Genomic DNA, 26,114 nt, shown 5'->3' with positions numbered 1-26,114 from the left:
TGCAGATGACTGAAGACAGGCCGGAGACCGACCGGGTCGACGTCGCGGTGATCGAGGATCATCCGTTGTACCGGCATGCCGTGGTCCGGGTCCTCACCGAGGCCGAAGGGATCGAACTGGGCGCCGTGGTCGATTCGGTCGCCCGGTTCCACGTCCATCCGCAGCCGCCCGGCAGCGTGGTGCTGCTCGACCTCGGCCTGCCGGGGATCGCCGGCGCGGCGGCCGTGCTCCAGGTCTGTGAACTGGGACATCACGTGCTCGTGGTGTCCGCGCAGGCGGAATCCGAGCAGGTGCTCGGCGCGATCGCGGCCGGTGCCAAGGGATTCCTGTCCAAGGACGTCGACGTCGACGAACTCCTGATCGCGATCAGGACGGTCGCGCAGGGCAGGGCCTACGTTTCCGCGGTGGTGGCCGGAATGATCATCAAGGACAACGCCGACCGTCCCGTGCGGGCTCCGGACATCGCGTTGTCGGCGCGGGAAAAGCAGGTCCTGCGACTGGTCGCGGCGGGCGAACGCGACGTCGACATCGCCCGGATCCTGGGTATCGGAGTCCGGACGGTCCGTGGTTACCTGGACCGGATCCGTGACAAACTCGGAGAGAGAAGGCGGGCCGGTCTGGTCCGCAAGGCCATCCAGCTCGGGCTCGCGTCTCCGCCGGAGGTGCCCGGCCCGTCTCGGCCGGTCGCGCCCCGCGACGACGCGGGCGGATTCGAAGGACGCCGGTGAACGCAGACGAGCAGCAGCCGAAACGCAGCACACCCATCAACGTCGGGGTGATCGAAGATCATCCGTTGTACCGGGACGCCGTCGCGCGCGTCCTCACCGAAGCCCCCGACATCGCGCTGGGCGCCGTCGCCGACTCCGTCGCGCGGTTCGCCGTCCAGGAACAGCCTCCGGGCAGCGTCGTCGTCCTCGACCTCAAGCTGCGCGGTGTCCAGGACGCCGCCGCGGTGCTCGAAGTGGGGCAGATGGGACACAAGGTGCTCGTGGTGTCCGCGCACGCCGAGCAGCCCGAGGTGCTGGGAGCCATGCAAGCCGGGGCGAAGGGTTTCCTCTCGAAGGACGTCGACGGCGACGAGCTCCTGCGCGCCATCCGCACCATCGCCGACGACAACGCCTACGTGTCGCCGACCCTGGCCGGGATGATCATCCAGGACAGCGAAGACCGCCACGCCGGACCCAAGATCGTCCTGTCCGAACGGGAGAAGCAGGTGCTGCGGCTGGTCGCGGCCGGTGAACGGGACGTCGACGTGGCGGAGATCCTGAACATCAGCGTGCGGACGGTGCGGTCCTATCTGGACCGGATCCGGGACAAGACCGGGGAACGGCGGCGTGCCGGGTTCGTGCGGGTGGCGATCCGGGAAGGCCTGCTGCGCTGATCAAAGGGCCTCAGGAGAACCGCGGTCCCGAGAAGTTCACCCGCAGCGTGTAGACCGAGCTGGACGCCGTGACGAACAGATCGTTCCGCCGCGGCCCGCCGAAGGTCAGGTTCGAACAGACCTCCGGCACGTGCAGCTTCCCGATCCGCGTGCCGTCGGGAGCGAAACAGTGCAGGCCGTCGTGCGCGGCGGTCCAGATCCGGCCGTCGGCGTCGAGGCGGACGCCGTCGAAGACGCCGGCGTCGCAGGTCGCGAAGACCTCGCCACCGGAAAGTTCGCCGTCGTTCACGGCGAAAACCCTGATGTGGCTGGGATCCTGCCGGGTGTCCACGATGTAGAGCAGCGACTCGTCGAGGGAGAAGGCCAGCCCGTTCGGCCGCGTGAAATCGTCCGCGACGATCCGCACCGAGCCGTCCACCGGGTCGGCGCGGTAGACGTGACAGGCACCGATCTCGCTCTCGGCCCGATGGCCTTCGTAGTCGCTGTCGATCCCGTAGCTGGGGTCGGTGAACCAGATCGCGCCGTCCGAACTCTCGACGACATCGTTGGGGCTGTTGAACTTCTTCCCCTGGTAGGTCTCCGCGAGGACGGTGGTCGTGCCGTCGTGCTCCGTGCGCGTCACCCGGCGGCCGCCCTGCTCGCAGCTGACGAGCCTGCCCCGGCGGTCGACGGTGTGCCCGTTGTGGAATCCGGCGGGCTCGCGGAACACGCCGACCGCGCCCGTGGTCTCGTCCCAGCGCAGGACGCGGTCGTTCGGGATGTCGCTGAAGACCAGGTACCGGCCGGCGGGGAAGTAAGCGGGTCCCTCGGTCCACCGGCAGCCGGTGTGCAGCCGGTGGAGCCACTCATCGCCGTTGACGCGCGCGAACCGCTCGTCGAGGACCTCGAAACGCGCTTTGACCTTGTCCACGCTCACCCCAGAGATCTGAACCAAGTATTGCAATCATCATGAACTGCCGAACTTGATATGGTCAACCCATGGATGAGATGGATCGCATACTGCTCACCGAGTTGCAGCAGGACGCGACTCAGGCGTATGCCGCGCTCGGCAAGGCCGTCGGGCTGTCCGCGGGCGCCGCGCACGAGCGGGTCCGCAAGCTGCGCGAACAGGGCGTCATCCGGCGTACCACCGTCGACGTCGACCCGGCGGCGGTCGGTCGCGGGGTGATGGCGTTCGTGCTGGTCGAGGCGGGATCGTGGATGGGTGATCCGCCGACCAAGGCCGCGCTGGAGGCTTTGCCGGAGGTCGTGGAGGCGCACGTCATCGCGGGCCCGGCCTCGCTCCTGGTGAAGGTGCGTACGCCGACCACCGAAGAGCTGCAGGCGTCGTTGCGCAGGCTGTACGCCATCGAAGGCGTCACCGGCACGCAGACGATCGTGGTGCTCGAATCGTTCTTCGAACGCTCCGTGGACGCTAAAGGCGACGATTCGCCAGCGCGCCCGTCGCCGCCCGAGCCTTCCCGCTGACCGCCGGATCCACGTCGACGACCACCATGTCCGGTCCGGCGCCCAGCTGGGCGTGGACGCGTCCGAAGCCGTCGGACACCGTGGAATAGCCGATCCCGGTCGGAGCCTTCGGATTCACCGAGGTCCCGCTCGCGGCCGGATCGGCCTGCCCGCAGCCGAGGACCCAGCAGCCGGAGTCGAGCGCGCGGGCGCGCACCAGGACCTCCCACTGCTCGCGTTTGCCCTCGCCCGCGCCCCAGGACGTCGGCACGAGGACGATGTCGGCGCCGTCGTCGGCCAGCTTCCGGAACAGCTCGGGGAAGCGGATGTCGTAACAGGTCGCGACGCCGAAGGTGACCCCGTCGACCTCGAAGGTGGCCGGAGCGGCCCCCGGCGCGACGGTGTCGGACTCGGCGAACCCGAACGCGTCGTACAGATGGATCTTGTCGTAGCCGAAGTGATGACCGGAGCCGGTGACGAGGAGCGTGTTGCTCACGCGTCCGTCGGACGACGGCGTGAACATGCCCGCGACGATCACGACGCCGTGCTCCTCGGCGACGGCCGCCACAGTGGACGCCCACGGGCCGTCCAAGGGTTGCGCGAGGGGTTTCAGCGGGACGCCGAAGCGCGCCATCGTCGCTTCGGGGAAGACCACGATCCGCGCGCCGCCGGCCGCCGCGGCCGCCACGCCTTCCCGAATCGGCTTCAGGTTCGTTTCGGGATCCTCGGCGGCGGTGAGCTGGCACAACCCGATTCGCGGCACGGTGGACTCCCTCATCGTGGGATCGCTGGTCACCACCCCAGTGTGCCTGCTCGGGGCGATCGGGCCACCTCGTACCCTTGACCCATGCTGAACCGTACCGACCTGCGTGGACAGGTCCCGTCCGTTGCCGAACTCAGGAGCACGCTCCCGCGTGCCGAGTACGACGTGGACGCGGCGCTGCATCACGTACGGCCGGTGGTCGAGGCGGTCCGCGATCGCGGCGTCGAGGCGGTTCTCGAGTACACCGAGAAGTTCGACAAGGTCCGTCCGGCAGGCGTGCGGGTCGCCGCCGCCGAACTCACGAGCGCGCTCGAGAACCTGGACCCGGCCGTCCGCGAGGCGCTGGAGGAGGCATGCGTCCGCACCAGGAAGGTCCACGGCGATCAGCGCCGCCAGGACGTCACCACGGAGGTCGTCGACGGCGGCACCGTCACCGAGCGCTGGATCCCGGTCGAGCGTGTCGGGCTGTACGCGCCGGGCGGGCTCGCGGTGTACCCCTCGACCGTGGTGATGAACGTCGTCCCGGCGCAGATCGCCGGCGTCGGCACCCTGGTGCTGTGCTCGCCGCCGCAGGCCGCGTTCGGCGGGCTCCCGCACCCGACGATCCTGGCCGCCGCCGAGCTGCTCGGTGTCGACGAGGTGTGGGCCGTCGGCGGTGCGCAGGCCGTCGCGCTGCTCGCGTACGGCGGCACCGACACCGACGGAACGACGCTGGAGCCGGTCGACATCGTCACCGGGCCCGGCAACATCTACCTGACCGCCGCCAAGCGGTTGCTGCGCGGCATCATCGGCATCGACTCCGAGGCGGGCCCGACCGAGATCGCGATCCTCGCCGACGGGACCGCCGACCCGGTGCACGTCGCCGCCGACCTGATCAGCCAGGCCGAGCACGATCCGCTCGCCGCGAGCGTGCTGGTCACCACGTCCGTGGAGCTCGCGGACGCCGTCGACAGGGAACTGACCGGCCGCGTGGCCGCGACCAAGCACGCGGAGCGCGTGACGGAAGCCCTGAGCGGCAAGCAGTCCGGCATCATCCTGGTGTCCACTGTGGACGACGGTCTCCGTGTCGTCGACGCGTACGCCGCGGAACACCTGGAGATCCAGACCGCGGACGCGCGTTCGGTGGCGGCCCGCGTGCGCAACGCCGGCGCGATCTTCGTCGGGGCGTACGCGCCGGTCTCGCTCGGCGACTACTGCGCCGGGTCGAACCACGTCCTGCCCACCGGCGGTTTCGCGCGGCACTCGTCCGGGCTTTCGGTGCAGAGCTTCCTCAAGGGCGTGCACATCGTCGACTACGACGAGAACGCGCTGCGCGAGATCGCCGGCCGAGTCGTCGCGCTCGCCAACGCCGAGGACCTGCCCGCGCACGGCGAGGCCATCACGGCGCGGTTCGAGGGGGAGCGGGCATGACCATCGGCGAGGAGATCACGCTCGACGCGCTTCCGCTGCGGGAAGACCTTCGGGGCAAGACCCCGTACGGCGCGCCGCAGCTCGACGTGCCGATCCGGCTCAACACCAACGAAAACCCGTATCCGCCGCCGGACGCGCTGGTGGCGGACGTCGCCGAGGCCGTCCGCGCCGAGGCCGCCTCGCTGCACCGCTACCCGGATCGTGACGCCGTCGCGCTGCGGCAGGACCTCGCGGACTATCTCGCGGTGTCGACCGGTGTGCTGGTGTCGGAGTCGAACGTGTGGGCCGCCAACGGGTCCAACGAAATCCTGCAGCAGATCCTGCAGGCCTTCGGCGGCCCGGGCCGGTCCGCGCTCGGCTTCGAGCCGTCGTACTCGATGCACCCGATCATCTCGGCGGGCACCCGCACCGACTGGTTGCCGGTGCCGCGCCGCGGCGATTTCACGCTCGACACCGAGAAGGCGGCCGCGCTCGTGCGCGAACGCCGTCCGGACGTCGTGTTCGTGACCAGCCCGAACAACCCGACCGGCGGCTCGATCCCGTTCGGTGAACTGCGCGGGCTGCTCGAAGCGGCGCCGGGCATCGTGGTGGTCGACGAGGCGTACGCGGAGTTCTCGTCGCAGCCGAGCGCCGTCGAGTTGCTCGAGGAGTATCCGGCGCAGCTCATCGTGTCGCGCACGATGAGCAAGGCGTTCGCCTTCGCGGGCGGGAGGCTCGGTTATCTGGCGGCCGCGCCCGCGATCGTCGACGCGCTTCAGCTGGTGCGGCTGCCGTACCACCTCTCGAAGCTCACACAGGCGGCCGCGAGGGCCGCGCTGCGGCACGCGGACGCCACGCTGGCTTCGGTCGCCAAACTCGCCGCCGAACGCGACCGGGTGGTCGAATCGTTGCTGGGAATGGGATTCACCCCGGTCCCGAGCGACGCGAACTTCGTCCTCTTCGGACGGTTCGCGGACGCACCCGCGACCTGGAAGTCCTATTTGGACAACGGCGTGCTGATCAGGGACGTCGGTATCGAAGGGCACCTGCGGGTGACCATCGGCACGCCGGAAGAGAACGACGCCTTTCTCGAGGCCAGCAAGGAGGTGCCGCGATGAGTCGCGTCGGCAAGGTGGATCGCACCACCAGGGAATCGTCCATTTCGGTCCAGCTCGACCTGGACGGCACGGGACAGGTGGAGATCGACACCGGTGTCCCGTTCTACGACCACATGCTCACCGCGTTCGGGGTGCACGGTTCGCTCGACCTCAAGGTGCAGGCGACCGGTGACGTGCACATCGACGCGCACCACACCGTCGAAGACACCGCGATCGTGCTCGGCCAGGCGCTGCGGCAGGCGCTCGGCGACAAGAGCGGCATCCGCCGCTTCGGCGACGCGTGGATCCCGATGGACGAAACCCTCGCGCACGCCGCGATCGACGTCTCCGGGCGCCCGTACTGCGTGCACCTCGGCGAACCGGAGCAGTTCAACAGCTTCACCATCGGCGGGAACTACCCGTTCGTGCTGACGCGGCACGTGTTCGACTCGCTGTCGTTCCACGCCCAGATCGCGCTGCACGTGCGCGTGATCCACGGCCGGGACCCGCACCACATCGCGGAAGCCGAGTACAAGGCCGTCGCCCGCGCGCTGCGCGCCGCCACCGAACCGGACCCGCGCGCCGGCGGCATCCCCTCCACGAAGGGCGTCCTCTAACTCCCGCGTTTCGTCCTCTGGTTGCGGTAGTTGCACACGCTGAGGACCGCAACCAGAGGACGAATTGCGGAGTGCACCCGGGGAAGTCGGGCGGGTGAGGGTGTGGCAGCCTGGCGGGCATGAGTAACACGACCATCGCCGTGCTGCTGCTCGCGCTCGGCGGCTTCCTGATCGGCGGCGTCTACGCGACCTGGAAGAGCGTCAAGTTCCTGGCCGTGGTGCTGGGCATCGGTGCGCTGCTGGCGATCGGCGGCGCCATCGCCTGGCTGGCCTGACAAAGCCCGCGCAAAGCTGAAGGGGCCTTTCCCCGCATCTCATGCGAGGAAAGGCCCCTTCACCGCGTCTAACTCGGGTAAAGCGTCCTTCAGCTCCGGACCAGCTCCCGCTCGTCAGGGGCGTCCAGCTGCTTCGTGAGCTTCTCGCCTTCGACGTCGACATCGGGCAGCACGCGGTCCAGCCACTTCGGCAGCCACCAGGCGCCGCGGCCGAGCAGTGACATCAGCGCCGGCACGATGGTCATCCGGATCACGAACGCGTCCACCAGCACGCCGAAGGCCAGCGCGAATCCGATCGACTGGATCAGCGAGGACTCCGCGAGGATGAATCCGGCGAACACGCTGATCATGATCAGCGCGGCGGCGACCACGACGCGGGAGCCGTGCCGGAAACCGGTGACCATCGCCTGCTGCGGGTCGGCGCCGTGGACGTACTCCTCGCGCATCCGCGTCACCAGGAACACCTGGTAGTCCATCGCGAGCCCGAACAGCACACCGATCAGCAGGATCGGCAGCATGCTCATGATCGGCCCGGTCGTCTTCACCCCGAGCAGGTCGGTGAGCCAGCCCCACTGGAACACCGCCACCACGGCGCCGAACGTCGCGACCACGGAGCCGAGGAAGCCCAGCGTCGCCTTCAGCGGGACCACGACCGAGCGGAACACCAGCATCAGCAACAGGAACGCCAGCCCGACGATCAGCGCGAGATAGGGCAGCATCGCGTCGGCGAGTTTCTCCGAGACGTCGATGTTCGCCGCCGTCTGGCCGGTCACCGCCAAGGACGCGCCGGTCGCCGTGCCCAGTCCCGCGTTCAGGCCGCGGATGTCGCTGACGAGGTCTTCGGTCGCGGTGCTGCTCGGACCGCTCTTCGGAATGACGGTCAGCAGTGCCAGGTCACCGCCGCGGTTGACCTTCGGCGGCGTGACGATCGGGCGTTCCTCCAGGCCGCTGATCCGGGTGGAGGCCTGCTGGAGCGCGGCTTGCCGGTCGGTGCTGTCCGTCAGGTCGACGACGATCACCAGCGGGCCGTTGGCGCCCTCGCCGAAGCTGCGGCTGACGGTGTCGTAGGCCTTGCGCTGGGTGGTGTCCGGTGCGGCGGTGCTGTCGTTCGGGAGGCCGAGCTGCATGCTCGCGGCCGGGATCGCGACGATCGCGAGGCCGGCGATCGCGGCGATCAGCACCGGGATCCGGCGGCGGGCCACGAAACGCGCCCAGCGTTCGCCGTGCGTCGTCGCGCCTTCCTTGCGGCGCAAGCGGATTTTGCCGCCCGCGATTTTGCCGCCCGCGAAACCGAGGATGGCGGGGAGCAGGGTCAGCGCGATGACGACGGCGATGGCGACGGTGATCGCCGCGGCGATACCCATCTCGCCGAGGAACGGGATGCCGACGACGGTCAGCCCCGCCAGCGCGATGATCACGGTCAGCCCGGCGAACACCACGGCGGATCCGGCCGTGCCGGTGGCGCGTCCGGCGGCTTCCTCCGGGTCCCGGCCGATCTCCAGTTCGTGCCGGTACCGGGAAACGATGAAGAGCGCGTAGTCGATGCCGACGGCGAGGCCGATCATCAGCGCGAGCACCGGCGTGTTCGTGTTCAGTTCCAGGAATCCGGACGCCGTGGTGATGCCCGCCATGCCGATGCCGACACCGATGAGCGCGGTCAGCAGCGGGATCCCGGCCGCGAGCAGCGAGCCGAAGGTGATGATCAGGACGATGGCGGCGACGGCGACACCGAGGCCTTCGGTGGCGTTCGTGGCGGGCATCGCCTGGACGGCGTCACCGCCGAATTCGACGGTGTACCCGGCGGCCTTGGTGGGGTTCGCGGCGGCCATCAGGCCCTCGCGGTCGGCGTCGGTGAGTTCGAAGCCCGGCACGCGGTAGCTGACCTGGGCCAGCGCGACGTGTTTGTCGGGCGAGACCGCCTGCATCTCCAGCGGGTTGACCACTCCGGCGACCTTCGGCGCGTCCTTGAGCCCCTTCACCAGGCCCGTGATCGCCGCCTGCCCGTTCGCGTCGGTGATGTCACCGGGTGTCGAGATGACCACGCGGGCGGTGGCGCCACCGGCGGCGGCCTCCGGGAACCGGTCCGCGAGCTGGTCGATCGCCTTCTGGGACTCGGTGCCGGGGATGGTCACCGAGTTCGAAAGCTGGCCGGACAGGGTCAGCGCCCCCGCGCCGAGGGCCACCAGGACAACGGCCCACACCGCCGCCACCAGTGCCCGGCGCCGGAACGAGAACCGGCCCAGGCGGTACAGGAAGCTGGCCACAAAAATCTCCCGTTCACTCGATCAGGTTCATTCCAAGCTAGCCGATCGGCTAGTGGCCTACAAGCCGATCGGCAAGTGTGTGACTAGCCGCACGGCTAGTACTGGTTTGGCCCGACGGCCACGCTTGACGTAATCTCCGACGGCTGAACGAGGAGGGATCATGGACGTCGTCCACGCGGAGGACACCCGCACGCGACTACTGGGAACGGCGTTGCGGTTGTTCACCGAACACGGCGTGGAAGGCACCTCGCTGCAGATGATCGCGGACGCCCTCGGCGTCACCAAGGCCGCCGTCTACTACCACTTCAAGACGAAGGCGGAGATCACCGAATCCGTCGCCGAGCCCGTGCTGCTGGAGCTGGAAGGCATCGTCGACGACGCCCGCGCCCAGCGCACCCGCGGCGCGCAGATCGACCATCTGCTCGACGGGTTCGTCGACCTCGTGGTGCGCCACCGCGCGCTGGTCGCGCTGTTCTCCAGCGATCCCGGCATCGCCCGTGCGATCGAGAAGTCCGTGCACAGCTCGGAAAGCTTCAAGAATCGCCTGCTGGAGGTCCTGGTCGGCCCGGATCCGGATCTCACCGCGATCGTGACGGCCCAGGTGCTGCTGGCGGGCATCGCCATCGCGGGCGGTTCGCCCGAGGTCGCTTCGCTCGACGACGAGACGCTGCGCGAAACGCTCCTCGGTGTCGGCCGCAAGCTCTACAACCGCCCGCGCCGCCGCACGTGACCGATGTGTTCAAGACAGGCGCCGCGATCCGCGCGACGCTGTGGTCATGAACAACGTGCTCATGAACATCGATCCGCACGAGTCGGCCACCTTCATGGCCACCCAAGCCCGGCTGCTCGACAGGCGCCGTTTCGAGGTCCTCTTCCGTGATGGCGACCCGGCGGCGGCGCTCGCCGCGCTGGAGGGATATCGCAATCCCGACGGCGGCTACGGACACGGGCTCGAACCCGACTGCCGCTCGGCGACCAGCCAGCCCGGCGGCGCGCTGCACGCTTTCGAGGTCTTCGCCGACGTCGGCCCGGCGACCAGCCCGCGCGCGGCCGAACTGTGCGACTGGCTCGCGTCGATCTCCTTGCCGGACGGCGGGATCCCGTTCGCCCTGCCGATGCCGGACCCGGTGGGCAGCGCGCCGTTCTGGGCGGGCGCCGACCCCTCGGTCTCTTCGCTGCAGATCACGGCGATCGTCGCGTTCACCGCGCAGCGCGTCGCGGCGCACGATCCCGCGGTCGCCGCGCATCCCTGGCTTGCCAAGGCCACGCGCTACTGCCTCGACGAGATCGAGAAGCTCGACGAGGCCCCGCACGCGCTCGTGCTGGCTTTCGCGATGAAGCTGGTGGACGCACTGGGTGACACGCGCCTGGTCGAGAAACTCGGCCGGTTCATCCCGGACGACGGAGTGGTCGCTGTCGGCGGCGGGATCGAGGGCGAGGCCATGCGCCCGCTCGACTTCGCCCCGGCACCGGACGGCCCGGCGCGGAAGCTCTTCCGGCCGGACGTCGTCGAAGCGGATCTGCGCCGGGTCGCGGACGGCAGGCACGACGACGGTGGCTGGAGGGTCGACTACACCAGCTATTCGCCCGCGGCCGCGCTGGAGTGGAACGGGCTGTTCACCGCGAACACGTTGTCGCTCCTGCGGAACAACGGCCTGGCCTAGGGGAGACGCCGCAGGAACTCCGGGGGAACGGCGGCGGTGAGCCAGACACCGTTCGCGCTGACCTGGAATTCGTGCCCGGCGGCGGCCATCTCGCGGGCGTCCACGGCGAGCAGCACCGGGACGCCGCGCCGGGCCCCGACGGTCCGCGCGGTGTCCACGGTGGCCGAGAGATGCACGGCGTGCCGCTTCATCGGCCGGAGGCCGTCGGTCATGATCGCGCCCAGGAACCGGGACACGGTCCCGTGGTAGAGCACGTCGGGCGGGGTCGCGCCGGGCAGCGCGAGGTCGACGTCGACGCTGTGGCCCTGGCTGGCCCGGATCCGCAGCCCGGTTTCGTCGAAGGCGAAACGCCGTTTGTCGTTGCCCTCCACGACTTCGTCGAGCTGGTCGCGGGTCAGGGTCAAGCCGTGGCGCCGCAGCGCGGCCAAGAGCGTCCCGACTTCCACCCAGCCGTCAGGGGTGAGGGTGATGCCGATGTCGCCGGGCGCGTGCCGCAGGTGCCGGGAGAGTCGTTTCGAGACTCGGATGAGGTTCTTCTTGTCCATTTCGAGTCACAGTGACGCACATCCGGCACCCGCGTGGCAACGGAATTCAGAAGCCGCCCTCGGAGGCCGGGCGCAGTTTCCCCGCGCCGGGGCCGAATCGGGACATCTGGTCGTCGGCGTTGTAGAGCCCGCAGCTGCGCAGGGACAGGCAACCGCAGCCGACGCATCCGGTCAGCCTGTCGCGCAGGCGCTGCAGCGCGTCGATCCGCGCGTCGAGTTCGTCCTGCCAGCCACGGGACAGGCGGGCCCAGTCGGCCTTGGTGGGGGCGTGGTCCCTGGGTAAGGTCTCCAGTGCCGAGCTGATGTCGTCCAGGCTGAGGCCGACCCGCTGCGCGGCCCGGATGAAGGCGATCCGGCGCAGCACCGAGCGCGGATACCGCCGCTGGTTGCCCGCCGAGCGCTCCGAGCTGATCAGCCCTTTGTCCTCGTAGAAACGCAAAGCCGTATGGGGCACGCCGCTGCGGTCGGCGACCTGCCCGATGCTCAGGTGTTCAGCCAATCTCGTCACGTCGCCAGGCTAGCCTTGACTTCGACCTAAGTCGAGGTTGCAACCTCGGTTCATGACCACTGACACCAGGACCGGCTACGAGGATCTGCCGCGGCTGATCTCGTTGATGACCGGGGACGAGAAGCATCAAGCAGCCGCGGAGTCCACTGTGGACGTCTTGTGGGTGCTCTACGACCGTGTGCTCGACATCACCCCGGAGACCTTCCGTGATCCCGGCCGCGACCGCTTCCTGCTGTCGAAGGGACACGGCCCGATGGCCTTCTACGCCGTCTTGACGAAGAAGGGCTTCATCCGGGAGGACGAACTCGCCGACTGGACTTCGGCCGAATCCCGGCTCGGGCACCATCCCGACCGGGCGAGGCTGCCCGGCGCCGAGATCGCCAGCGGCTCGCTCGGGCACGGGCTCCCGCTGGCCATCGGCACCGTGTTCGGGCTGCGCGCCAAGGGGTTCCGTGACGCCAGGGTCGTCACCCTCGTCGGTGACGCGGAACTCGACGAGGGCTCCAACTCCGAGGCCATCGCGGTGGCGGGCCGGATCGGCATGCCGCAGCTGACCACCGTCGTCATCGACAACTCCTCGGCGACGCACGGCTGGCCGGGCGGGATCGCCCGCCGGTTCGAGGTCGAGGGCTGGGTGACCCGCACCGTCGACGGCCGCGATCACGAAGCGCTCTACGAAGCCTTCACCACCCCCCATCCGGACCGGCCGCTCGCCGTGGTCGCGACCGTCGAGCGAAAGGCCTGAACCCGTGGACATGCGTGAAACGTTCCTCGACGCCGCCGCCGAGGTGCTCGACACCGACCCGAACGTCGCCGTCGTGCTCGCCGACATTTCGGCGGCACAACTGGCTTTCGCCGCCAGGAAGCATCCGGACCGGGTGCTCAACGTCGGCATCCGCGAGCAGTTGATGATGAGCACCGCGGGCGGACTGGCGCTGGCCGGGATGCGGCCGATCGTCCACACCTTCTCGTCGTTCCTCGTGGAGCGGGCGTTCGAGCAGGTCAAACTCGACCTCGGGCACCAGGACGTCGGTGCCGTGCTGGTGTCTTCCGGCGCGTCCTACGACATGCCGACCGCCGGGCGGACGCATCAGGCGCCCGGGGACGTCGCCCTCATCGACACGCTGCCGGGCTGGACCGTGCACGTGCCGGGTCACCCCGAAGAAGCGCGGCGGCTGCTGCTGGAGTCCATCCCGGGCAACGGGCGCGTGTACCTCCGGCTCTCCGCGCAGGAGAACGCGAAACCGTATCTGGGCGCCGGCCTGCAGACGATGCGCGAAGGCGGCCGGGGCGTCGTGGTGGCCGTCGGGCCGATGCTCGACCGGGTGCGGGAAGCGACCGCCGATCTCGACGTGACCGTGCTCTACACCTCGACGATCCGGCCGTTCGACGCCGCGGGGCTGCGCTCGGCCGTCGAAGCCGCGGGCGCGAGCGACATCGTGCTCGTCGAGCCCTACCTCGCCGGGACGTCGGCGCATTCGGTTTCGGGTGCGCTGTCCGAAATCCCGCACCGGCTGCTCTCACTCGGTGTCCGGCGTGACGCGGAAGTCCGGATCTACGGCGAAATGGCCGACCACGACCTCGCGCATGGTCTCGACGCCGGGTCGATCGCCTTGTCGATCAAGGAATTCCTCCGCTAGCGTCACCGGGATGACGAAGATCCGCCCGCTCGTGCTCGGGGTCATCCGCCGCGGCGAAGACCTTCTCGTGTTCGAAGGCCGGGACAACGCCAAAGGCGAGACCTACCACCGCCCGCTCGGCGGCGGCATCGAGTTCGGGGAGACCGCCGTCGAGGCGCTGCACCGCGAGTTCCAGGAGGAACTCGCGGCGGAGCTGACCGCTGTCGAGCAGATCGCCGTCCTGGAGAACGTGTTCACCTTCGAGGGCAGGCCGGGGCACGAGATCGTGTTCCTGTTCGCCGCCGAGCTGACCGACAAGGCCTTCTACGAGCGCGACGAGGTCGGCGTGGTGCTCGACGACGGCGCACGCGTGCACTGGCTGCCGATGGCCGACGTGGTGAGCGGCAAGGCGATCCTGTACCCGGACGGGCTCACCGAACTCCTTTCAGCGCAGGAGTGAGCGCGGGGTCGGGGTGAGTTCCAGCCGCTGCCACGGGCGTTCGAGCCTGCCCGAGAGCTCCTCGCCGATCCGGTCGAGAACGCACCCGTATGCCTCCGGGTCTTCAGTGGATTTGGCGAACCAGACGAACACTGTCTCGTTCTCTCGCACGGGAAGGCGGGGGAAGGTGTTCTCGGCGGGTTCGGTCTCGAAGTGCCCGAAGGTGTCCAATCCGGCCTCCCTCAGAGCCGGAGCCACGGAGTCCGCGAAGTACTCGGAGAACTCCTTGACCGGCCCGAGGGGATGGCAGATCGTCGCCAGTACCCGGGAATCCGGGGCGCCGTCCGGAACGGGGAAACCCGGCCCGGACGGACGCAGCAGCAGGACGTCGGAAGCGTCGATCATCGTCTCGTTCGCCGCCGGGCCGTGCTCACGCCACACCGGCCCGTAGTAGAACGACTCCAGGGCCGCCCGCCTGCTCTCCATGTCCCGGAATCCGCGCAGCCACACGAACCTGTCCGGTGCGGCGGGCTCACGGAACAGACCGAACAGGCGCATGCCGGAGGCTTCCAGCGGCTCCACGAACTCGCGCTCGAAGAGCTCGATCAGCTCGTCCCGGCGGCCGGGGTGCAGCGTGTACCGGCGCAGCTCGACGACGGACTGGAACTCGGCGGAATCGGTCATGCGACGGACCGTAGCGGCCCGCACCGACAGTTTCCGGCGGCCGGCTTTTCGGAGGCTCAGCGGAAGGCGGCGATCCCGGTGACCGACTGGCCGAGCGAGAGCGCGTGCATCTCTTCGGTGCCCTCGTAGGTCAGCACGGTTTCGAGGTTCGACATGTGCCGCATCACCGGGTACTCCAGCGAGATCCCGTTGGCGCCGAGCATGGCGCGCGCGGTCCTGGCGACCTCCAGCGCGGAGCGGACGTTGGCGAGCTTGCCGAAGCTGACGTGGTTGTGGTGCAGCGTCCCGGCGTCCTTGAGCCGTCCGATCCGCAGCGCGACCAGCCCGGCGCGGTTGACCTCGACGACGAGGTCGGCGAGCTTGCGCTGCGTGAGCTGGAACCCGGCCAGCGGCTTGCCGAACTGTTCCCGGCTCAGCGTGTACTCCAGCGCGGATTCGTAGCAAGAGCGAGCGGCGCCGACGACGCCGAACAGGATCCCGTAGCGCGCCTCGTTCAAGCAGGACAGCGGTCCGCGCAGGCCCCTGACGTCGGGGAACGCGGCGGACTCCGGCAGGCGGACGCCGTCGAGCACGAGTTCCGCGGTCAGCGAGGCGCGCAGCGACAGCTTGTGCTTGACCTCGTTCGCGGTGAAGCCCGGCGTGGTCGTGGGGACGACGAAGCCGCGCACGCCCTCGTCGGTCCGCGCCCACACGACCGCGACGTCGGCGACCGTGCCGTTGGTGATCCACATCTTGGTGCCGTTCAGCACCCAGTCCGAGCCGTCGCGCACCGCGCGGGTCCGCATGGCGCCGGGGTCGCTGCCCGCGTCCGGTTCGGTCAGGCCGAAGCAGCCGAGCGCCTCGCCCGCGGCCATCCGCGGCAGCCATTCCTGCTTGTGATCCTCGGTGCCCCACCTGTGGATCGCGTACATCGCCAGCGAACCCTGCACGGAGACGAAGCTGCGCAGCCCGGAGTCGACGGCCTCCAGTTCGCGGCAGGCGATGCCGTAGGCCACGGCGCTGGTCCCGGCGCAGCCGTAACCCTCCAGGTGCATGCCGAGAAGCCCGAGCTGACCGAAGCCCTTGGCGAGCTCGGCGGCGGGCAGATTGCCCGATTCGTACCATTCGGCGACATTAGGGAGAAGCTGGTCCTGCGCGTACGCGCGGACAGCGTCCCTCATGGCCCGGTCTTCCTCGGAGAGTTCGGCGTCGAGATCGAGGAAGTCGCGCGGATCCGGGCTGCTGCTCATGCGGTCACTCCTGGTCGGCTCGGTGGGTCACGACCTATGAAGAAAACCACACACACGACCGGAGTCGGGTGTCAGAGATCGCGCCATCCGGTGGTCTTCGTCACCTGAACCGATGCCGTGGCCGTCCGGCCGGGGGCGGAGCGCTGCTTCTGCTGGGGGATCAGCAGCTCCGCGAAGGTAGGAAAAGGCACGCTGTCGATGTCCTCGCGCCAGGCTTGGAACAGGCCGGTCAGCTCGTCGGTGTCCTGCATCGATCCTCCAGAAGTGCAGGGCGGTCCTGCGCCGGCCTCACTCGGAGGCGTTATTACCCAGACGAGTGAAGGATGAAACAGGGAATCCGAAGAAAATCCGGTCCGCTAACCTGGGCGCGTGCCTACTCCCCGCGTGGTGATCCTGGACTACGGGTCCGGCAACCTCCGATCCGCCGAACGCGCCGTCCAGCGCGCCGGCGCGGACGTCGAGGTCACCGCCGACCCCCATGCCGCGCTCGAGGCCGACGGCCTGGTCGTCCCCGGTGTCGGCGCCTTCTCCGCCTGCATGGAGGGGCTGCTGTCGGTGTCGGGGGAGAAGATCATCGGCAAACGCCTCGCCGGCGGCCGTCCCGTCCTGGGCATCTGCGTAGGCATGCAGATCCTCTTCGAACGCGGCGTCGAGCACGGCGTGGAGGCGGCCGGCGCCGGTGAATGGCCGGGCACGGTCGACAGGCTGGAGGCCGACATCCTGCCCCACATGGGCTGGAACACCGTGCGCGCGCCCGAGGACTCGCAGCTGTTCGCCGGTCTCGACGCGGACACGCGGTTCTACTTCGTGCACTCCTACGCCGCGCGGACCTGGGAACTGGACTCCGGCCTCGCCGGGCAGCAACCCAAGGTGACCTGGGCGAACCACGGCCAGGACTTCGTAGCCGCCGTCGAGAACGGGCCGCTGTGGGCGACACAGTTCCACCCGGAGAAGTCCGGGGACGCCGGGGCGCACCTGCTGCGCAACTGGCTCGGGACTCTCGCTTAGAGTGGGCGCGTGACTTTCACGCTCCTTCCCGCCGTTGATGTGGCCGATGGCCAGGCCGTGCGACTCGTCCAGGGCGAGGCCGGCACCGAAACCTCCTATGGCAGTCCGCTGGAGGCGGCACTCGCCTGGCAGCGGGACGGGGCGGAGTGGATCCATCTGGTGGACCTCGACGCCGCGTTCGGCAAGGGCTCCAACCGCGAACTGCTCGCCGAGGTCGTGGCGAAGCTGGACGTCCAGGTGGAGCTGTCCGGCGGCATCCGCGACGACGCCTCGCTGGAGGCCGCGCTGGCCACCGGCGCCCGCCGGGTCAACCTCGGCACCGCGGCGCTGGAGGACCCGGAATGGACCGCGAAGGTCGTCTCGTCCTACGGCGACCGCGTCGCCATCGGGCTGGACGTGCGGATCACCGAGGCCGGGCACCGGCTGTCGGCTCGTGGCTGGACGCAGGACGGCGGTGACCTCTGGGAGGTCCTCGACCGGCTCGACCGCGACGGCGCGCAGCGCTATGTCGTCACCGACGTGAGCAAGGACGGCACCCTCCAGGGCCCGAACATCGACCTGCTCCGCGAGGTCGCCGCCCGCACCGACGCGCCGGTCATCGCCTCCGGCGGCGTGTCCAGTGTGGACGACCTCCGCGCGCTGGCCGCTCTGGCCCGCGACGGTGTCGAGGGCTCCATCGTCGGCAAGGCGCTCTACGCCGGGGCGTTCACCCTGCCCGAGGCGCTCGCGGCCGTCGCGGAGTTCTGAGCTTTACCTCCGGGGTAATCGACGCCACGCCGTCGTTCGGTCAGGATTCCTTCCAGGACAACAAACCTGGAGGGACATCATGACCGCCTACGGAATCGCCCACCTTCGCCCGACCGGTGCTCTGGTGGAAGAGGTCTTCGAGTACCTGGAGCGGATCCAGGCCACGCTCGATCCCTTCGGCGGCAAGTTCCTCGTGCACGGAGCCGAGGTCGAGGTCGTCGAAGGCGAGTGGCCGGGGGCGCTCGTGATGATCTCTTTCCCGAGCATGCCGATCGCGCGGGAGTGGTACGACTCGCCCGCGTACCGGGAGATCCTGCACCTGCGGGCGGACCACATCCCCGGTGACCTGATCCTGGTGGAGGGCTGCGGGCCGGACCACGACTCGGCGGCGATGGCGGCGGGGCTGAGGGCGCTCCAGGCCGCCTGATTCTGGTGGCGCTGAAGGGCTCCCGGCCAGCTTGAGTGCGAGGGATCAGCGGTCATCGCGCTTTGCTCACATGCGGACGATCACGGGCGCGAGAACCTTGATCAGTTCGGTCGTCGCAGTGGTCCGGAGGCTGTGGCTGGACGCGGCGTTGTTGTCGTCCTTGTTGAGAGCGGACCAGTCGAGTCGCCAGCCCGCCGCTGCCGACAGTTGTCGCAAGAAGGCTCGCAACGTCCGTCCATTGCCCTCGCGAAACGGGTGCATGGCGTTCAGTTCGGAGTAGTACCAGGCAAGGCGTTCAAGGAAGTTGTCCCGATCCAGGCCGAGTAGCCAGCCATCGGTTTCGAGGTTTCCCAGCACCGCCGATGTCTGCTCATCAACGAATCTCCAGGGGCAGAAATTCGACGCCCCTTTGGCGATGTTCACGGTGCGGGTCTTTCCTGCCCAGTCGTAGACATCCTTGAACAGGGCGTGGTGAAAGCCCTGTAGATGCTCAAGGGTGTATTCACCAGGGAGACTTTGACGAGCGAGTTCGACGTCTCGAATACTGACGATGCGCGCCTCGACCTGCTTGAAGGTCTCAGGATCTTCGATGTCCAGCTTGTTGCGAAGGCACTTCCCGTCGGGAAGGCTGTACGGATCGCTCACTGCCGACGGGCTCGCTCTATTTCTTCGGCGATCAGGTCGTCGGCGGAGCGTGTATTGGTCGCGACTTCGCGGAGAGTTCGCTGCCAGTCGTCGTCGAGATCGATACCTTCCATGGCCGCGCTGGCCGCGGCCTGGGCGACCGCGACGTCGACATCGGCGATCTGCCGTGCGTAGAAGTGACGCATCTGGTCGTGCGCTATCGGCTGCGAAGACTTCTCGTTTTCGGCGACTACCCCTCTCGCGACTCGCCATGGGGACTCCATGTGAGTCATCCGCGACAAGGTTTCAGCCGAGTAATGAGCGTACTTGTCCATTACCCAGGTCAACGTCGCGTTCTCGGGTTCTGTCAGCGCTCCGGCATGACCGCTCGGCCAGCTCGTTACCTGATACTGCTTTCGGTGCCCGGCGAAGATAGACGGTGTGACGGGCCCCTGAGGCCATGCTTCGATCTTCTCGTCGAACATCGGTTCACGCTGAAACACCAGATGCCACGCTTGTGAGTAGTAAAGCAGCTTCTGCAGCTTCATCGTCGTGATCGGGCCGGTGCGGGTCAGCACGGCAGCAGCCACGTCACGTGCGCTGGCCATGGCTACCACCTCCTCTGATGCACTTCATCTTACCGTGCCGCGGTCTCGAATCGGGCATCTGAGAGCCGTCGGGCGAGCAATGATCGAACTTGTGTTCGAGAATGTCAAGTGTGGCGAACGGAGCTACCCGGCCAGCTTGATCGCGATCCCCACCGTCCGGTCCTTCGGCCCGCGCAGCTTGCTGAAGAACATCGTCACCCGCCCGGTGACGCCGTATTTCCGCGCGATCACCTTGCGCACGCGCTCGGTTCCGTCGAGGTCCAGCAGCCGCGCCTCGCCCGCGACGACGTCGCCGTGGGTGTTCTTGCCACGGAGGTCGCAGGCCTGGACCTCGACCCGGCCGCTGTTGCGGATGCGCTTGACCTTGCCTGCCTTGCGTTCGGACCAGAGCACCAGCTCGCCGCCGTCGCCCGCCGCCCAGACCGGGGTCGGCACCGGGGTGCCGTTCTTGCGGAAGGTGGTCAGGACGACGTACTTCTCGGCGGCGATCCGCTCGAACTCCGATCCCATGTGGAGAGTCTAGGCCGTTCGACGACTTATGCCGTTCGACGACTTATGCCGTTCGACGACGCAGCGTCGCCGCGCCGAGCATCAGCGCGGCCAGCGCGCACGCGCCCACGACGATCAGGTTCCGGATCAGTGTCGCGTCCACAGTGCCCGATGTGGTGACCCGGGTGAGCGCTTCGACGGCGTACGAAAGCGGCATCACGTCCGAGAGCCGGTTCAGCAGCCAGCCCATCTCCCCGCGCGGCACGAACAGCCCGCACAGCAGGATCTGCGGCAGCACGAACAGCGGCATGAACTGCACCGCCTGGAACTCCGTCCGCGCGAACGCGCTCACGAACAGGCCGAGCGCCATCCCGAGCAGGGCGTCGAGGACGGCGATGAGCAGCAGCATGCCGATCGAGCCAGCGATGTCGAGGCCCAGCCACGCCAGTGAGATCCCGGCCGCGACGCCGACCTGCACGATCGCGATCGAGCCGAACGCGATCGCGTAGCCGAAGAGCAGGTCCAGCCTGCCGATCGGCAGGGTCATCAGGCGTTCCAGTGTCGCCGTGGTCCGCTCGCGCAGGGTCGTGATCGAGGTGATCAGGAACATGATCAGGAAGGGGAAGACACCGAGCAGCGCCGGGGCGACGCGGCTGAACACCGCTTCGGAGTTGAAGACGAAGCGCAGCAGCACCATCAGCAGCGACGGGACGACGACCAGCATCACGACGGTGCGCGGATCGTGCCGCAGCTGCAGGAGGATGCGCCGGGCCGTGGCCAGCGTCAGGGCGGGATTCACGGTCGCGTCACCTCCGTCTCGCGGACCAGCCGCAGGAACGCCTGCTCCAGATCGGCCGTCCCGGTGCGTTCGCGCAGCCCGGCCGGGGTGTCGTCGGCGAGTATCCGGCCCTCGCGCATGAGCAGCAGCCGATCGCATCGCGCGGCTTCGTCCATGACGTGGCTGGACACGAGCAGTGTCGCTCCGCCGTCGGCGAGACGGCGGAACAGCGACCAGAGTTCGTCGCGCAGCACGGGATCGAGGCCGACGGTCGGTTCGTCCAGCACGAGCAGTTCGGGTTTCCCGAGGAGCGCGACGGCGAGATTCGCGCGGTTGTGCTGGCCGCCCGACAGCGAGCCGACCAGCTTCCCCGCGTGGTCGGTGAGGCCGACCTCGCCGAGCACTCTGTCCACATCGGACATCGGCGCGCGGAGTACGGAAGCGAAGTAACGCAAGGCTTCCGTGATGGTGAGGTCGGCGTAGATGGCCGGATTCTGGGTGGCGTAGCCGATCAGCCGACGCAGCGGCGGACTGCCGGCGGGATGGCCGAGCACGGTGACCTCGCCGCCCGCGACGATCTGCACGCCGACGATCGAGCGCATCAGCGTCGTCTTGCCGCAGCCGCTCGGCCCGAGCAGGCCGGTGATCCGGCCGCGCGGCGTCTCGAAACCGATTCCCCTGACGACCTCGCGGCCGCCGCGGACGACCCGCAGGCCGGTCACGGAGATCGCCGAATTAGTCATGTGTTTAATTCTGCGCCCGTTGAGAAGCCCGAGTCAAGAGGCCGTGTTTCAGGGCAGCCGGACGGCGATGCCCGGGTAGTCGACCACCAGCAGGTGCTCGTCGTAGCGCAGGACACACGAGAACGCGAAAACCGGTGCCGAGTAGGCGAAATCGCGGTCGCCGATGCGCTCGTAGCGCTGCTCCAGCCGCTCCACGGTGAGGTCACCCGCCCGGACGTACGCGGCGGGCGCCTCGGCGGCGGCGCCCAAGGTGAGGCCGAGCCGGTGCACCGGCAGCGTGTTCGTCATCGACGACGACTCGAGGTCCACGTCGAAACAGCCGTCCAGACGCGGATCCGGGACGCCGTCCACCCGCCATCGCCCGTCGCCGTCCGATTCGAGCACCGTGCGCCGGGTGCCCGACGCCGACCGGCCGGAGATCTCCGCCCGCCGCGTGTGCCAGGCGGCGTCGACGGCGATCGAGTACTCGACAAACCAGGACTCCCCGTCCTCGACCGCCGTCGTGGCGCCATTGATTCGCCAACCGCCGTCGTGCCCGTTGAAGAACGCGACTTCCAGGCCGGTCCTCGAATCCTGATGTCGCCAGCTCGCCGCGGCGGGGAGGGTCACGGCACCAGGACGAGCTTGCCCCGGACGTGGCCCGCTTCGCTCTCGTCCTGGGCCGCGGCCGCTTCGGCGAGCGGATAGACCCGGGCGATCGGCAGGTCGAGTTTGCCCTCGGCGGCGAGTGCGGCCCCTTCGGCAAGCGCGCCGGGAACCTGCTCCGCCGGACCTCCCGAAGTGAAACGGACGCCGTGGTCGGCCGCGTCCGGCGCGGCGATCGTGACGACGCGCTTCGGGCCACCGGTCAGCTCGACCAGCGTCGACAGCGAGCCTCGACCGGAGGTGTCGAAGGACGCGTCGATGCCCTGCGGCGCGACTTCGCGGACGCGTTCGGCGAGTCCTTCGCCGTACCGCACCGGGACGGCGCCCAGCGAACGCAGGTACTCGTGGTTCGCTTCGCTCGCGGTACCGACGACGGTGAGCCCGCGCGCGACGGCGAGCTGGACGGCGATGGTGCCGACACCGCCCGCCGCGCCGTCGATGAGCAGCGTCTCGCCCTCGCCGAGCTCGAGCAGGTTGAGCGCGCGGTAGGCGGTGCCGACGACCACGGGCAGCGCCGCGGCCAGTTCCCAGGACAGCGCCTCGGGCTTGCGGGTCAGGCCCGCCGGATCGGCGAGCACGAACTCCGCGTATCCGCCGTTCCCCCGCCCGAGGACCTCGTCACCGACGGCGAAGCCGGACACATCCTCACCGACCGCGTCGATCACGCCGGCGACGTCTCCACCGGGGACGGCGGGGAACGTCGACGGGTACACCTCGGCCATCAGCCCGGACCGGATCTTCCAGTCGATCGGGTTCACTCCCGCGGCGCGGACGGCGATCCTGACCTGGCCCGCGCCCGGCTCGGGAAGCTCCCGGTCGAGGACGTGCAGAACCCCGGAGTCGCCGTATTCGGTGAACGCGATGGAGCGGTAGGTGTCCGTCATGCCGTCGACAACCTTCGCCCGCCCGCGCCTATTCCGGCGGTTTCCCGATCCAGCCGTAGTCACCGGGGATGACCTGCAGGTTGTCGGCGATGTCGAGCAGCGTGGCCTGGTCACGTTTCCCCGAAACGGTGAGCCACCGTCCGCTTTCGAGCTGGACGGAGACCGCGCCGTACTGATGCCCGAGTGGCCCGTCGCGTTCCGGGAGATAGCCGCCGTCGCGACCCTTGACCTTGAGGGGGACCGGTTGGGCACCACTCAGTTCCGGCGCTTCGCCGCTGAGCGACGCCGTGACGACCGCCGCCGCAGTGGGCTGCCCGGCGGACGTGGCTTCCAGTTCGGTCGTGGCCCCGTTGATCTTCATGAACGTCTTGACTCCCGACAGCTCGAGATCGGCGGGCAGCCGTCCGAACCGCAGTTCCCCCGAGACCCGGACGTGGTTGTCCGGGACCATCGCCTCGGCGATCCGCTCGCCGACCGCGCGCGGGTCTTTGATGTTGAACAGCGTCAGACTCAGCAGATAGACGTTGTCGGGGGACCAGGTCAGCATCATCCCCTGGCCGGGCATCTCGACGGCCATGCCGACCTTGCCGTGCACGATGATCTGGTTCGGCGCGGGCGCGATCGTCCACGGTCCGGACCGTTCGTCGCTCAGCGGGGTGCTGGTCAGCTGGAGGTTGCCCATCCCCGGGCCGATCCAGACCCTTTCCTGCGGCGCGGGATAGGGCTTCGCGCCCCGGCTTGTTTCCTGGAAGCCGTCGGGGAGCCAGCCGGGCTTGTACGGCAGCACCGACCAATCGGCGTTGCGCGCCGAAGCCGGGGGAACCGACGTGAAGGCCCGCAGGCCCAGCGGGACGCCGAGCGCGATGATCGCGACCGCCGCCGCGACCAGCGCCAGGGCCATCTTCGGACGGCTTCGCGGCCGTTGGGACAGCGCGTCGCGGATCTCGGCCCCGTCGGGCGCCCGCGTCGCCAGGTGTTCGAGGCTCTCCCGGATCAGGTCCTCGGTGTTCTCTTCACTCAGTCGGGTCATTTGCGGGCTCCCGTGGGCTGAACAGACGAGGACGGGCCGGTTTCCCGCAGCGTCGCGAGCGCGCGCGAGATCTGGCTGCGCACGGTCGACGTCGCGCAGCGGAGCACCGCGCCGATCTCCTCGTCGGTGTAGTTCTCGTAGTAGCGGAGCACGATCGCGGCGCGTTGTTTGCGCGGGAGCTTCGCGAGCCTGTCCAGCATCGCGTCGCGTTCGTCGTATTCGATGGCGTGATCGGAGACCGGCGGGCTCATCAGGTCGAGCATCTCCGGCGACGACGGCACCACGCGGCGGACCGCGAGGCGCCGTCGCCACGACAGGTACTCGTTCGTCACCATCCGGCGGACGTACGTCGGCGGCGAGTCGATCTTCGGCCAGCGTTGCTGAGCGCGCAGCAGCACCTCCTGCACGATGTCCTGCGCCAGGTACGGGTCGTCGGTCAGGACGGTCGCGTAGCGCAGGAGCTCGTCCAGGCGATCCGCGACGAACTCGTCGAAGGTCGCAGGCACGTGGTCCCCCTCAGCCGATGGTCTCGCTCTAGTGACGCACGGGACCACCCGGCTGATGCATCGGGAGCGGAACTTTTCCGGGTGAACGTGATCACCGCACGGCGGTCTCCAGCCGGACGAAGGCGAATCCGGTCGTCGCCGGTTCCTCACCGGTGGGCCGGTGGCCGCCGGACGGCGTTCGCCGTCGTGCACCACCAGCAGGCCGTGCGGGAACAGCTGGCCCAGCGGCGCGGTGGTGATCGCGGCGCCGTCGGAATGCTCGACCGAGTCGGTGCCGCGTCCGGCGACGATCCGGAAGTCGCGCCGCGGGGCGTTGCGGCCGGTGCGGTCGTGGACCACGAACCGCGAGTCGCCCTGGCTCGACGCGAGCAGCTTGTCGGCGGCCAGCGTCAGCCCCTCGGCGTCCGCGGTCAGCCACTCGCCGCCGAAGCCGGGGTCGGGGCCGTCGGCGACGCATTCTTCGGTCGCCTCGTCGAAGCGCTGCGGCGCCCCGAAGGAACGGGCCTTGTCGATCAGCGACGGACGCCCGAAACCGTCACCGTGCACCGGGATCCGCCAGATCTCGACGTCCTCCTGCGCCGTGTAGAGCACGCGGTGCTCGACGTCGAGCACCGAACCCTCCGGCTGCGGGCGCTCGTCCGGTTCGCCGCACGGCGACCACGTCGCGCCGTTCGGCAGGCGGAACGACGTGGGCAGATCGATCGTGCCGATCGGCGCGGTGCCGACGGTGCCGCCCGGTTTGTCGACAAGTCGCAAGAGCGCCACGCGGGTTTCGTGCCGCCGGGTCACCGCGACCCAGCGCGCGCCGGTGCGCGGATCGCGTCCGGCGGTGAGCCCGTACGCCGTCCGCTGTTCGTCCACTTCGGACTCCGAGGCGGAGAAGACCGGTGCGGCGGAAGGATCCGTGACGTCCCACAGCACGTGCGAGCCGACCGCGGTCGCTCACCACCGCCAGGTCGCCGACGACGTCGACGTTGTTGAACCGCCCGCCCGCGGGCACGGCGAGCTGCTGGAGCCGCCGCGCCCTCAGGTCGAACGCGGCCAGCTCGCCTTCCTCGAGCGTGCCGAGCACGACGCTCTGGGAGGGGTTCTTCGGAAGCTAGCCGCGCGAGTTGTCCGGCCGGTGAACGTCGGCGGTCAGGTAGTACTGCGCGACCGGCGCCAGCATCGCGACGACCTCGTCGTCGGAGGCCTCGACCAGCGGCGGGAGCTGGATGACGTAACGCAGCAGCGCGAACCCGACCATCTGCGCGGCGATCCCGGCCACCCGGACCTTCGGCACGCCGCGTGCTTCGGCGACCCGCGCCAGTACCGTCCGTTCGAGGAACTGTCGCATCATGGTCGCGACCTGCTCGTTCGTGGTCGCCGACCGGATCATCGCCAGGAACGGCTCGCGGCCCGCCGGGGCCTGCCAGAAACCGAGGAACGCGCGGACGAGACGTTCGCCGACCTCGTCTTCCGGGCCTTCGAGGATGCGGGGGACCATCTCGCCGGGGTCGATCGGCAGGTTCATCGACGCGGCGAAGAGCCCCTGCTTGGTGCCGAAGAAATGGTGCAGCAGCGCGGCGTTGACCCCGGCTTCGGCCGCGATGCCGCGCACGGTCGCCCCGTCGTAGCCCTGTTCGGCGAACCTGCGCCGAGCCGCGTCGAGGATCTCCTCCCGCGTCTCGGTCTGCCCCGGCCGCCGCCCCGCCTGTGCCATTCC

33 protein-coding genes and 1 pseudogene are annotated in these 26,114 nt (G+C 69.2%); 15 read left to right on the top strand and 19 right to left on the bottom strand.

Annotated features, from left to right (window positions below):
• Nucleotides 1-5: 5 nt before the first annotated feature.
• Nucleotides 6-728: a response regulator transcription factor gene (locus BKN51_RS22205; protein ID WP_233223729.1), complete on the top strand. Its 723-nt coding sequence runs from the start codon at nucleotides 6-8 to the stop codon at nucleotides 726-728.
• A complete protein-coding gene (locus BKN51_RS22200; RefSeq protein WP_020630350.1) occupies nucleotides 725-1,381 on the top strand; it encodes a response regulator in 657 nt (218 codons plus the stop codon). Before BKN51_RS22205 ends, BKN51_RS22200 begins: the two co-directional genes overlap by 4 nt.
• Nucleotides 1,382-1,391: 10 nt before the next feature.
• Here the strand turns inward: BKN51_RS22200 and BKN51_RS22195 are convergent, their stop codons facing one another.
• On the bottom strand, nucleotides 1,392-2,291 hold the full coding sequence (locus tag BKN51_RS22195; RefSeq protein ID WP_101613387.1) for an SMP-30/gluconolactonase/LRE family protein: 900 nt from the start codon (nucleotides 2,289-2,291) through the stop codon (nucleotides 1,392-1,394).
• 68 nt (nucleotides 2,292-2,359) lie between these two features.
• On the opposite strand from BKN51_RS22195, the gene BKN51_RS22190 reads away from it, so the two are divergent.
• Entirely contained in the window at nucleotides 2,360-2,848 is a 489-nt protein-coding gene (locus BKN51_RS22190) for an Lrp/AsnC family transcriptional regulator (protein ID WP_101609446.1), read from the top strand.
• On the opposite strand, the gene BKN51_RS22185 is transcribed toward BKN51_RS22190, so the two are convergent.
• On the bottom strand, nucleotides 2,796-3,590 hold the full coding sequence (locus BKN51_RS22185) for a carbon-nitrogen hydrolase family protein (RefSeq protein ID WP_101613386.1): 795 nt from the start codon (nucleotides 3,588-3,590) through the stop codon (nucleotides 2,796-2,798). The two genes, BKN51_RS22190 and BKN51_RS22185, sit on opposite strands and share 53 nt — an antisense overlap.
• Nucleotides 3,591-3,674: 84 nt before the next feature.
• Between BKN51_RS22185 and hisD the strand changes: the two genes are divergently transcribed.
• The 4 genes from hisD (at nucleotide 3,675) to BKN51_RS43595 (ending at nucleotide 6,968) form a co-directional block, all read left to right on the top strand.
• The gene (hisD, locus tag BKN51_RS22180; protein WP_101609445.1) at nucleotides 3,675-5,000 is read left to right on the top strand and encodes a histidinol dehydrogenase; all 1,326 of its coding nucleotides are present in this window, start codon (nucleotides 3,675-3,677) and stop codon (nucleotides 4,998-5,000) included.
• The gene (locus tag BKN51_RS22175; RefSeq protein WP_101609444.1) at nucleotides 4,997-6,097 is read left to right on the top strand and encodes a histidinol-phosphate transaminase; all 1,101 of its coding nucleotides are present in this window, start codon (nucleotides 4,997-4,999) and stop codon (nucleotides 6,095-6,097) included. The genes hisD and BKN51_RS22175 overlap by 4 nt, the downstream gene beginning before the upstream one ends.
• Nucleotides 6,094-6,693: an imidazoleglycerol-phosphate dehydratase HisB gene (hisB, locus tag BKN51_RS22170; protein ID WP_101609443.1), complete on the top strand. Its 600-nt coding sequence runs from the start codon at nucleotides 6,094-6,096 to the stop codon at nucleotides 6,691-6,693. The genes BKN51_RS22175 and hisB overlap by 4 nt, the downstream gene beginning before the upstream one ends.
• A gap of 119 nt (nucleotides 6,694-6,812) precedes the next feature.
• Entirely contained in the window at nucleotides 6,813-6,968 is a 156-nt protein-coding gene (locus tag BKN51_RS43595) for a hypothetical protein (RefSeq protein ID WP_168214369.1), read from the top strand.
• A gap of 89 nt (nucleotides 6,969-7,057) precedes the next feature.
• Here BKN51_RS43595 and BKN51_RS22165 read toward each other — a convergent pair whose 3' ends face one another.
• Nucleotides 7,058-9,232 carry an MMPL family transporter gene (locus BKN51_RS22165; RefSeq protein ID WP_101609442.1) on the bottom strand — a complete coding sequence of 725 codons (2,175 nt, stop codon included), beginning with the start codon at nucleotides 9,230-9,232 and terminating at the stop codon, nucleotides 7,058-7,060.
• Between the two features lie 160 nt (nucleotides 9,233-9,392).
• On the opposite strand from BKN51_RS22165, the gene BKN51_RS22160 reads away from it, so the two are divergent.
• Together BKN51_RS22160 and BKN51_RS22155 are read left to right on the top strand one after the other, a co-directional pair.
• Nucleotides 9,393-9,962 carry a TetR/AcrR family transcriptional regulator gene (locus BKN51_RS22160; protein ID WP_101609441.1) on the top strand — a complete coding sequence of 190 codons (570 nt, stop codon included), beginning with the start codon at nucleotides 9,393-9,395 and terminating at the stop codon, nucleotides 9,960-9,962.
• A gap of 61 nt (nucleotides 9,963-10,023) precedes the next feature.
• The gene (locus BKN51_RS22155; RefSeq protein ID WP_101613385.1) at nucleotides 10,024-10,896 is read left to right on the top strand and encodes a hypothetical protein; all 873 of its coding nucleotides are present in this window, start codon (nucleotides 10,024-10,026) and stop codon (nucleotides 10,894-10,896) included.
• Here BKN51_RS22155 and BKN51_RS22150 read toward each other — a convergent pair.
• Together BKN51_RS22150 and soxR are read right to left on the bottom strand one after the other, a co-directional pair.
• Nucleotides 10,893-11,441 (bottom strand): RNA 2'-phosphotransferase, encoded by a 549-nt coding sequence (locus BKN51_RS22150; protein ID WP_101609440.1) that lies wholly within the window; start codon nucleotides 11,439-11,441, stop codon nucleotides 10,893-10,895. The genes BKN51_RS22155 and BKN51_RS22150 overlap by 4 nt on opposite strands.
• 46 nt (nucleotides 11,442-11,487) lie before the next feature.
• Nucleotides 11,488-11,949 carry a redox-sensitive transcriptional activator SoxR gene (gene soxR / locus BKN51_RS22145; RefSeq protein ID WP_101609439.1) on the bottom strand — a complete coding sequence of 154 codons (462 nt, stop codon included), beginning with the start codon at nucleotides 11,947-11,949 and terminating at the stop codon, nucleotides 11,488-11,490.
• A 52-nt stretch (nucleotides 11,950-12,001) separates the two neighbouring features.
• Between soxR and BKN51_RS22140 the strand changes: the two genes are divergently transcribed.
• The 3 genes from BKN51_RS22140 to BKN51_RS22130 are packed head-to-tail and all read left to right on the top strand — an operon-like array spanning nucleotide 12,002 to nucleotide 14,028.
• Nucleotides 12,002-12,694, top strand: coding sequence for a transketolase (locus tag BKN51_RS22140; protein ID WP_101609438.1), 693 nt, complete (start codon nucleotides 12,002-12,004; stop codon nucleotides 12,692-12,694).
• A 4-nt stretch (nucleotides 12,695-12,698) separates the two neighbouring features.
• The gene (locus tag BKN51_RS22135) at nucleotides 12,699-13,589 is read left to right on the top strand and encodes a transketolase family protein (RefSeq protein ID WP_101609437.1); all 891 of its coding nucleotides are present in this window, start codon (nucleotides 12,699-12,701) and stop codon (nucleotides 13,587-13,589) included.
• A gap of 10 nt (nucleotides 13,590-13,599) precedes the next feature.
• Nucleotides 13,600-14,028, top strand: a complete 429-nt coding sequence (locus tag BKN51_RS22130; RefSeq protein WP_101609436.1) for an NUDIX hydrolase — start codon at nucleotides 13,600-13,602, stop codon at nucleotides 14,026-14,028.
• On the opposite strand, the gene BKN51_RS22125 is transcribed toward BKN51_RS22130, so the two are convergent.
• From BKN51_RS22125 to BKN51_RS22115, 3 genes are all read right to left on the bottom strand, one after another.
• Nucleotides 14,014-14,691 carry an NIPSNAP family protein gene (locus tag BKN51_RS22125; protein WP_101609435.1) on the bottom strand — a complete coding sequence of 226 codons (678 nt, stop codon included), beginning with the start codon at nucleotides 14,689-14,691 and terminating at the stop codon, nucleotides 14,014-14,016. The genes BKN51_RS22130 and BKN51_RS22125 overlap by 15 nt on opposite strands.
• Before the next feature lie 56 nt (nucleotides 14,692-14,747).
• A complete protein-coding gene (locus BKN51_RS22120; RefSeq protein ID WP_101609434.1) occupies nucleotides 14,748-15,920 on the bottom strand; it encodes an acyl-CoA dehydrogenase family protein in 1,173 nt (390 codons plus the stop codon).
• Between the two features lie 71 nt (nucleotides 15,921-15,991).
• Entirely contained in the window at nucleotides 15,992-16,171 is a 180-nt protein-coding gene (locus BKN51_RS22115) for a hypothetical protein (protein WP_101609433.1), read from the bottom strand.
• A gap of 133 nt (nucleotides 16,172-16,304) precedes the next feature.
• On the opposite strand from BKN51_RS22115, the gene hisH reads away from it, so the two are divergent.
• The 3 genes from hisH to BKN51_RS22100 all read left to right on the top strand — a co-directional run bounded on the left by hisH (nucleotide 16,305) and on the right by BKN51_RS22100 (nucleotide 18,102).
• On the top strand, nucleotides 16,305-16,928 hold the full coding sequence (hisH, locus tag BKN51_RS22110; protein WP_101609432.1) for an imidazole glycerol phosphate synthase subunit HisH: 624 nt from the start codon (nucleotides 16,305-16,307) through the stop codon (nucleotides 16,926-16,928).
• A 9-nt stretch (nucleotides 16,929-16,937) separates the two neighbouring features.
• Nucleotides 16,938-17,675 (top strand): bifunctional 1-(5-phosphoribosyl)-5-((5-phosphoribosylamino)methylideneamino)imidazole-4-carboxamide isomerase/phosphoribosylanthranilate isomerase PriA, encoded by a 738-nt coding sequence (priA, locus tag BKN51_RS22105; protein WP_101609431.1) that lies wholly within the window; start codon nucleotides 16,938-16,940, stop codon nucleotides 17,673-17,675.
• Between the two features lie 79 nt (nucleotides 17,676-17,754).
• Complete coding sequence (locus BKN51_RS22100) at nucleotides 17,755-18,102, top strand: DUF1330 domain-containing protein (RefSeq protein WP_101609430.1); 348 nt, start codon at nucleotides 17,755-17,757, stop codon at nucleotides 18,100-18,102.
• A gap of 66 nt (nucleotides 18,103-18,168) precedes the next feature.
• Here the strand turns inward: BKN51_RS22100 and BKN51_RS22095 are convergent, their stop codons facing one another.
• The 11 genes and pseudogenes from BKN51_RS22095 to BKN51_RS22045 form a co-directional block, all read right to left on the bottom strand.
• Nucleotides 18,169-18,747: a Fic/DOC family protein gene (locus BKN51_RS22095; protein ID WP_158255789.1), complete on the bottom strand. Its 579-nt coding sequence runs from the start codon at nucleotides 18,745-18,747 to the stop codon at nucleotides 18,169-18,171.
• Nucleotides 18,744-19,334, bottom strand: coding sequence for a Panacea domain-containing protein (locus BKN51_RS22090; protein WP_101609429.1), 591 nt, complete (start codon nucleotides 19,332-19,334; stop codon nucleotides 18,744-18,746). Before BKN51_RS22090 ends, BKN51_RS22095 begins: the two co-directional genes overlap by 4 nt.
• A gap of 123 nt (nucleotides 19,335-19,457) precedes the next feature.
• Nucleotides 19,458-19,844: a PPOX class F420-dependent oxidoreductase gene (locus BKN51_RS22085; RefSeq protein ID WP_101609428.1), complete on the bottom strand. Its 387-nt coding sequence runs from the start codon at nucleotides 19,842-19,844 to the stop codon at nucleotides 19,458-19,460.
• A gap of 43 nt (nucleotides 19,845-19,887) precedes the next feature.
• Nucleotides 19,888-20,622 carry an ABC transporter permease gene (locus BKN51_RS22080; RefSeq protein WP_101609427.1) on the bottom strand — a complete coding sequence of 245 codons (735 nt, stop codon included), beginning with the start codon at nucleotides 20,620-20,622 and terminating at the stop codon, nucleotides 19,888-19,890.
• Nucleotides 20,619-21,344 carry an ABC transporter ATP-binding protein gene (locus tag BKN51_RS22075; protein WP_101609426.1) on the bottom strand — a complete coding sequence of 242 codons (726 nt, stop codon included), beginning with the start codon at nucleotides 21,342-21,344 and terminating at the stop codon, nucleotides 20,619-20,621. The genes BKN51_RS22080 and BKN51_RS22075 overlap by 4 nt, the downstream gene beginning before the upstream one ends.
• 48 nt (nucleotides 21,345-21,392) lie before the next feature.
• Complete coding sequence (locus BKN51_RS22070) at nucleotides 21,393-21,953, bottom strand: putative glycolipid-binding domain-containing protein (protein ID WP_101609425.1); 561 nt, start codon at nucleotides 21,951-21,953, stop codon at nucleotides 21,393-21,395.
• Nucleotides 21,950-22,873 carry an NADP-dependent oxidoreductase gene (locus BKN51_RS22065; RefSeq protein ID WP_101609424.1) on the bottom strand — a complete coding sequence of 308 codons (924 nt, stop codon included), beginning with the start codon at nucleotides 22,871-22,873 and terminating at the stop codon, nucleotides 21,950-21,952. The genes BKN51_RS22070 and BKN51_RS22065 overlap by 4 nt, the downstream gene beginning before the upstream one ends.
• Before the next feature lie 28 nt (nucleotides 22,874-22,901).
• Nucleotides 22,902-23,903 carry a hypothetical protein gene (locus BKN51_RS22060; RefSeq protein WP_101609423.1) on the bottom strand — a complete coding sequence of 334 codons (1,002 nt, stop codon included), beginning with the start codon at nucleotides 23,901-23,903 and terminating at the stop codon, nucleotides 22,902-22,904.
• Entirely contained in the window at nucleotides 23,900-24,409 is a 510-nt protein-coding gene (locus tag BKN51_RS22055; protein WP_101609422.1) for a SigE family RNA polymerase sigma factor, read from the bottom strand. Before BKN51_RS22055 ends, BKN51_RS22060 begins: the two co-directional genes overlap by 4 nt.
• A gap of 234 nt (nucleotides 24,410-24,643) precedes the next feature.
• Nucleotides 24,644-24,955: pseudogene (locus tag BKN51_RS44415) on the bottom strand (phytase); the annotation flags it as partial.
• Between the two features lie 553 nt (nucleotides 24,956-25,508).
• Nucleotides 25,509-26,111, bottom strand: coding sequence for a TetR/AcrR family transcriptional regulator (locus BKN51_RS22045; protein ID WP_101609421.1), 603 nt, complete (start codon nucleotides 26,109-26,111; stop codon nucleotides 25,509-25,511).
• Nucleotides 26,112-26,114 lie beyond the last annotated feature (3 nt).

The sequence above is a fragment of the Amycolatopsis sp. BJA-103 genome (assembly GCF_002849735.1).
Taxonomy (GTDB): Bacteria; Actinomycetota; Actinomycetes; order Mycobacteriales; family Pseudonocardiaceae; genus Amycolatopsis.
Note: the sequence above shows the minus strand (reverse complement) of the source record. Positions and strands in the feature narration are given on the sequence as shown.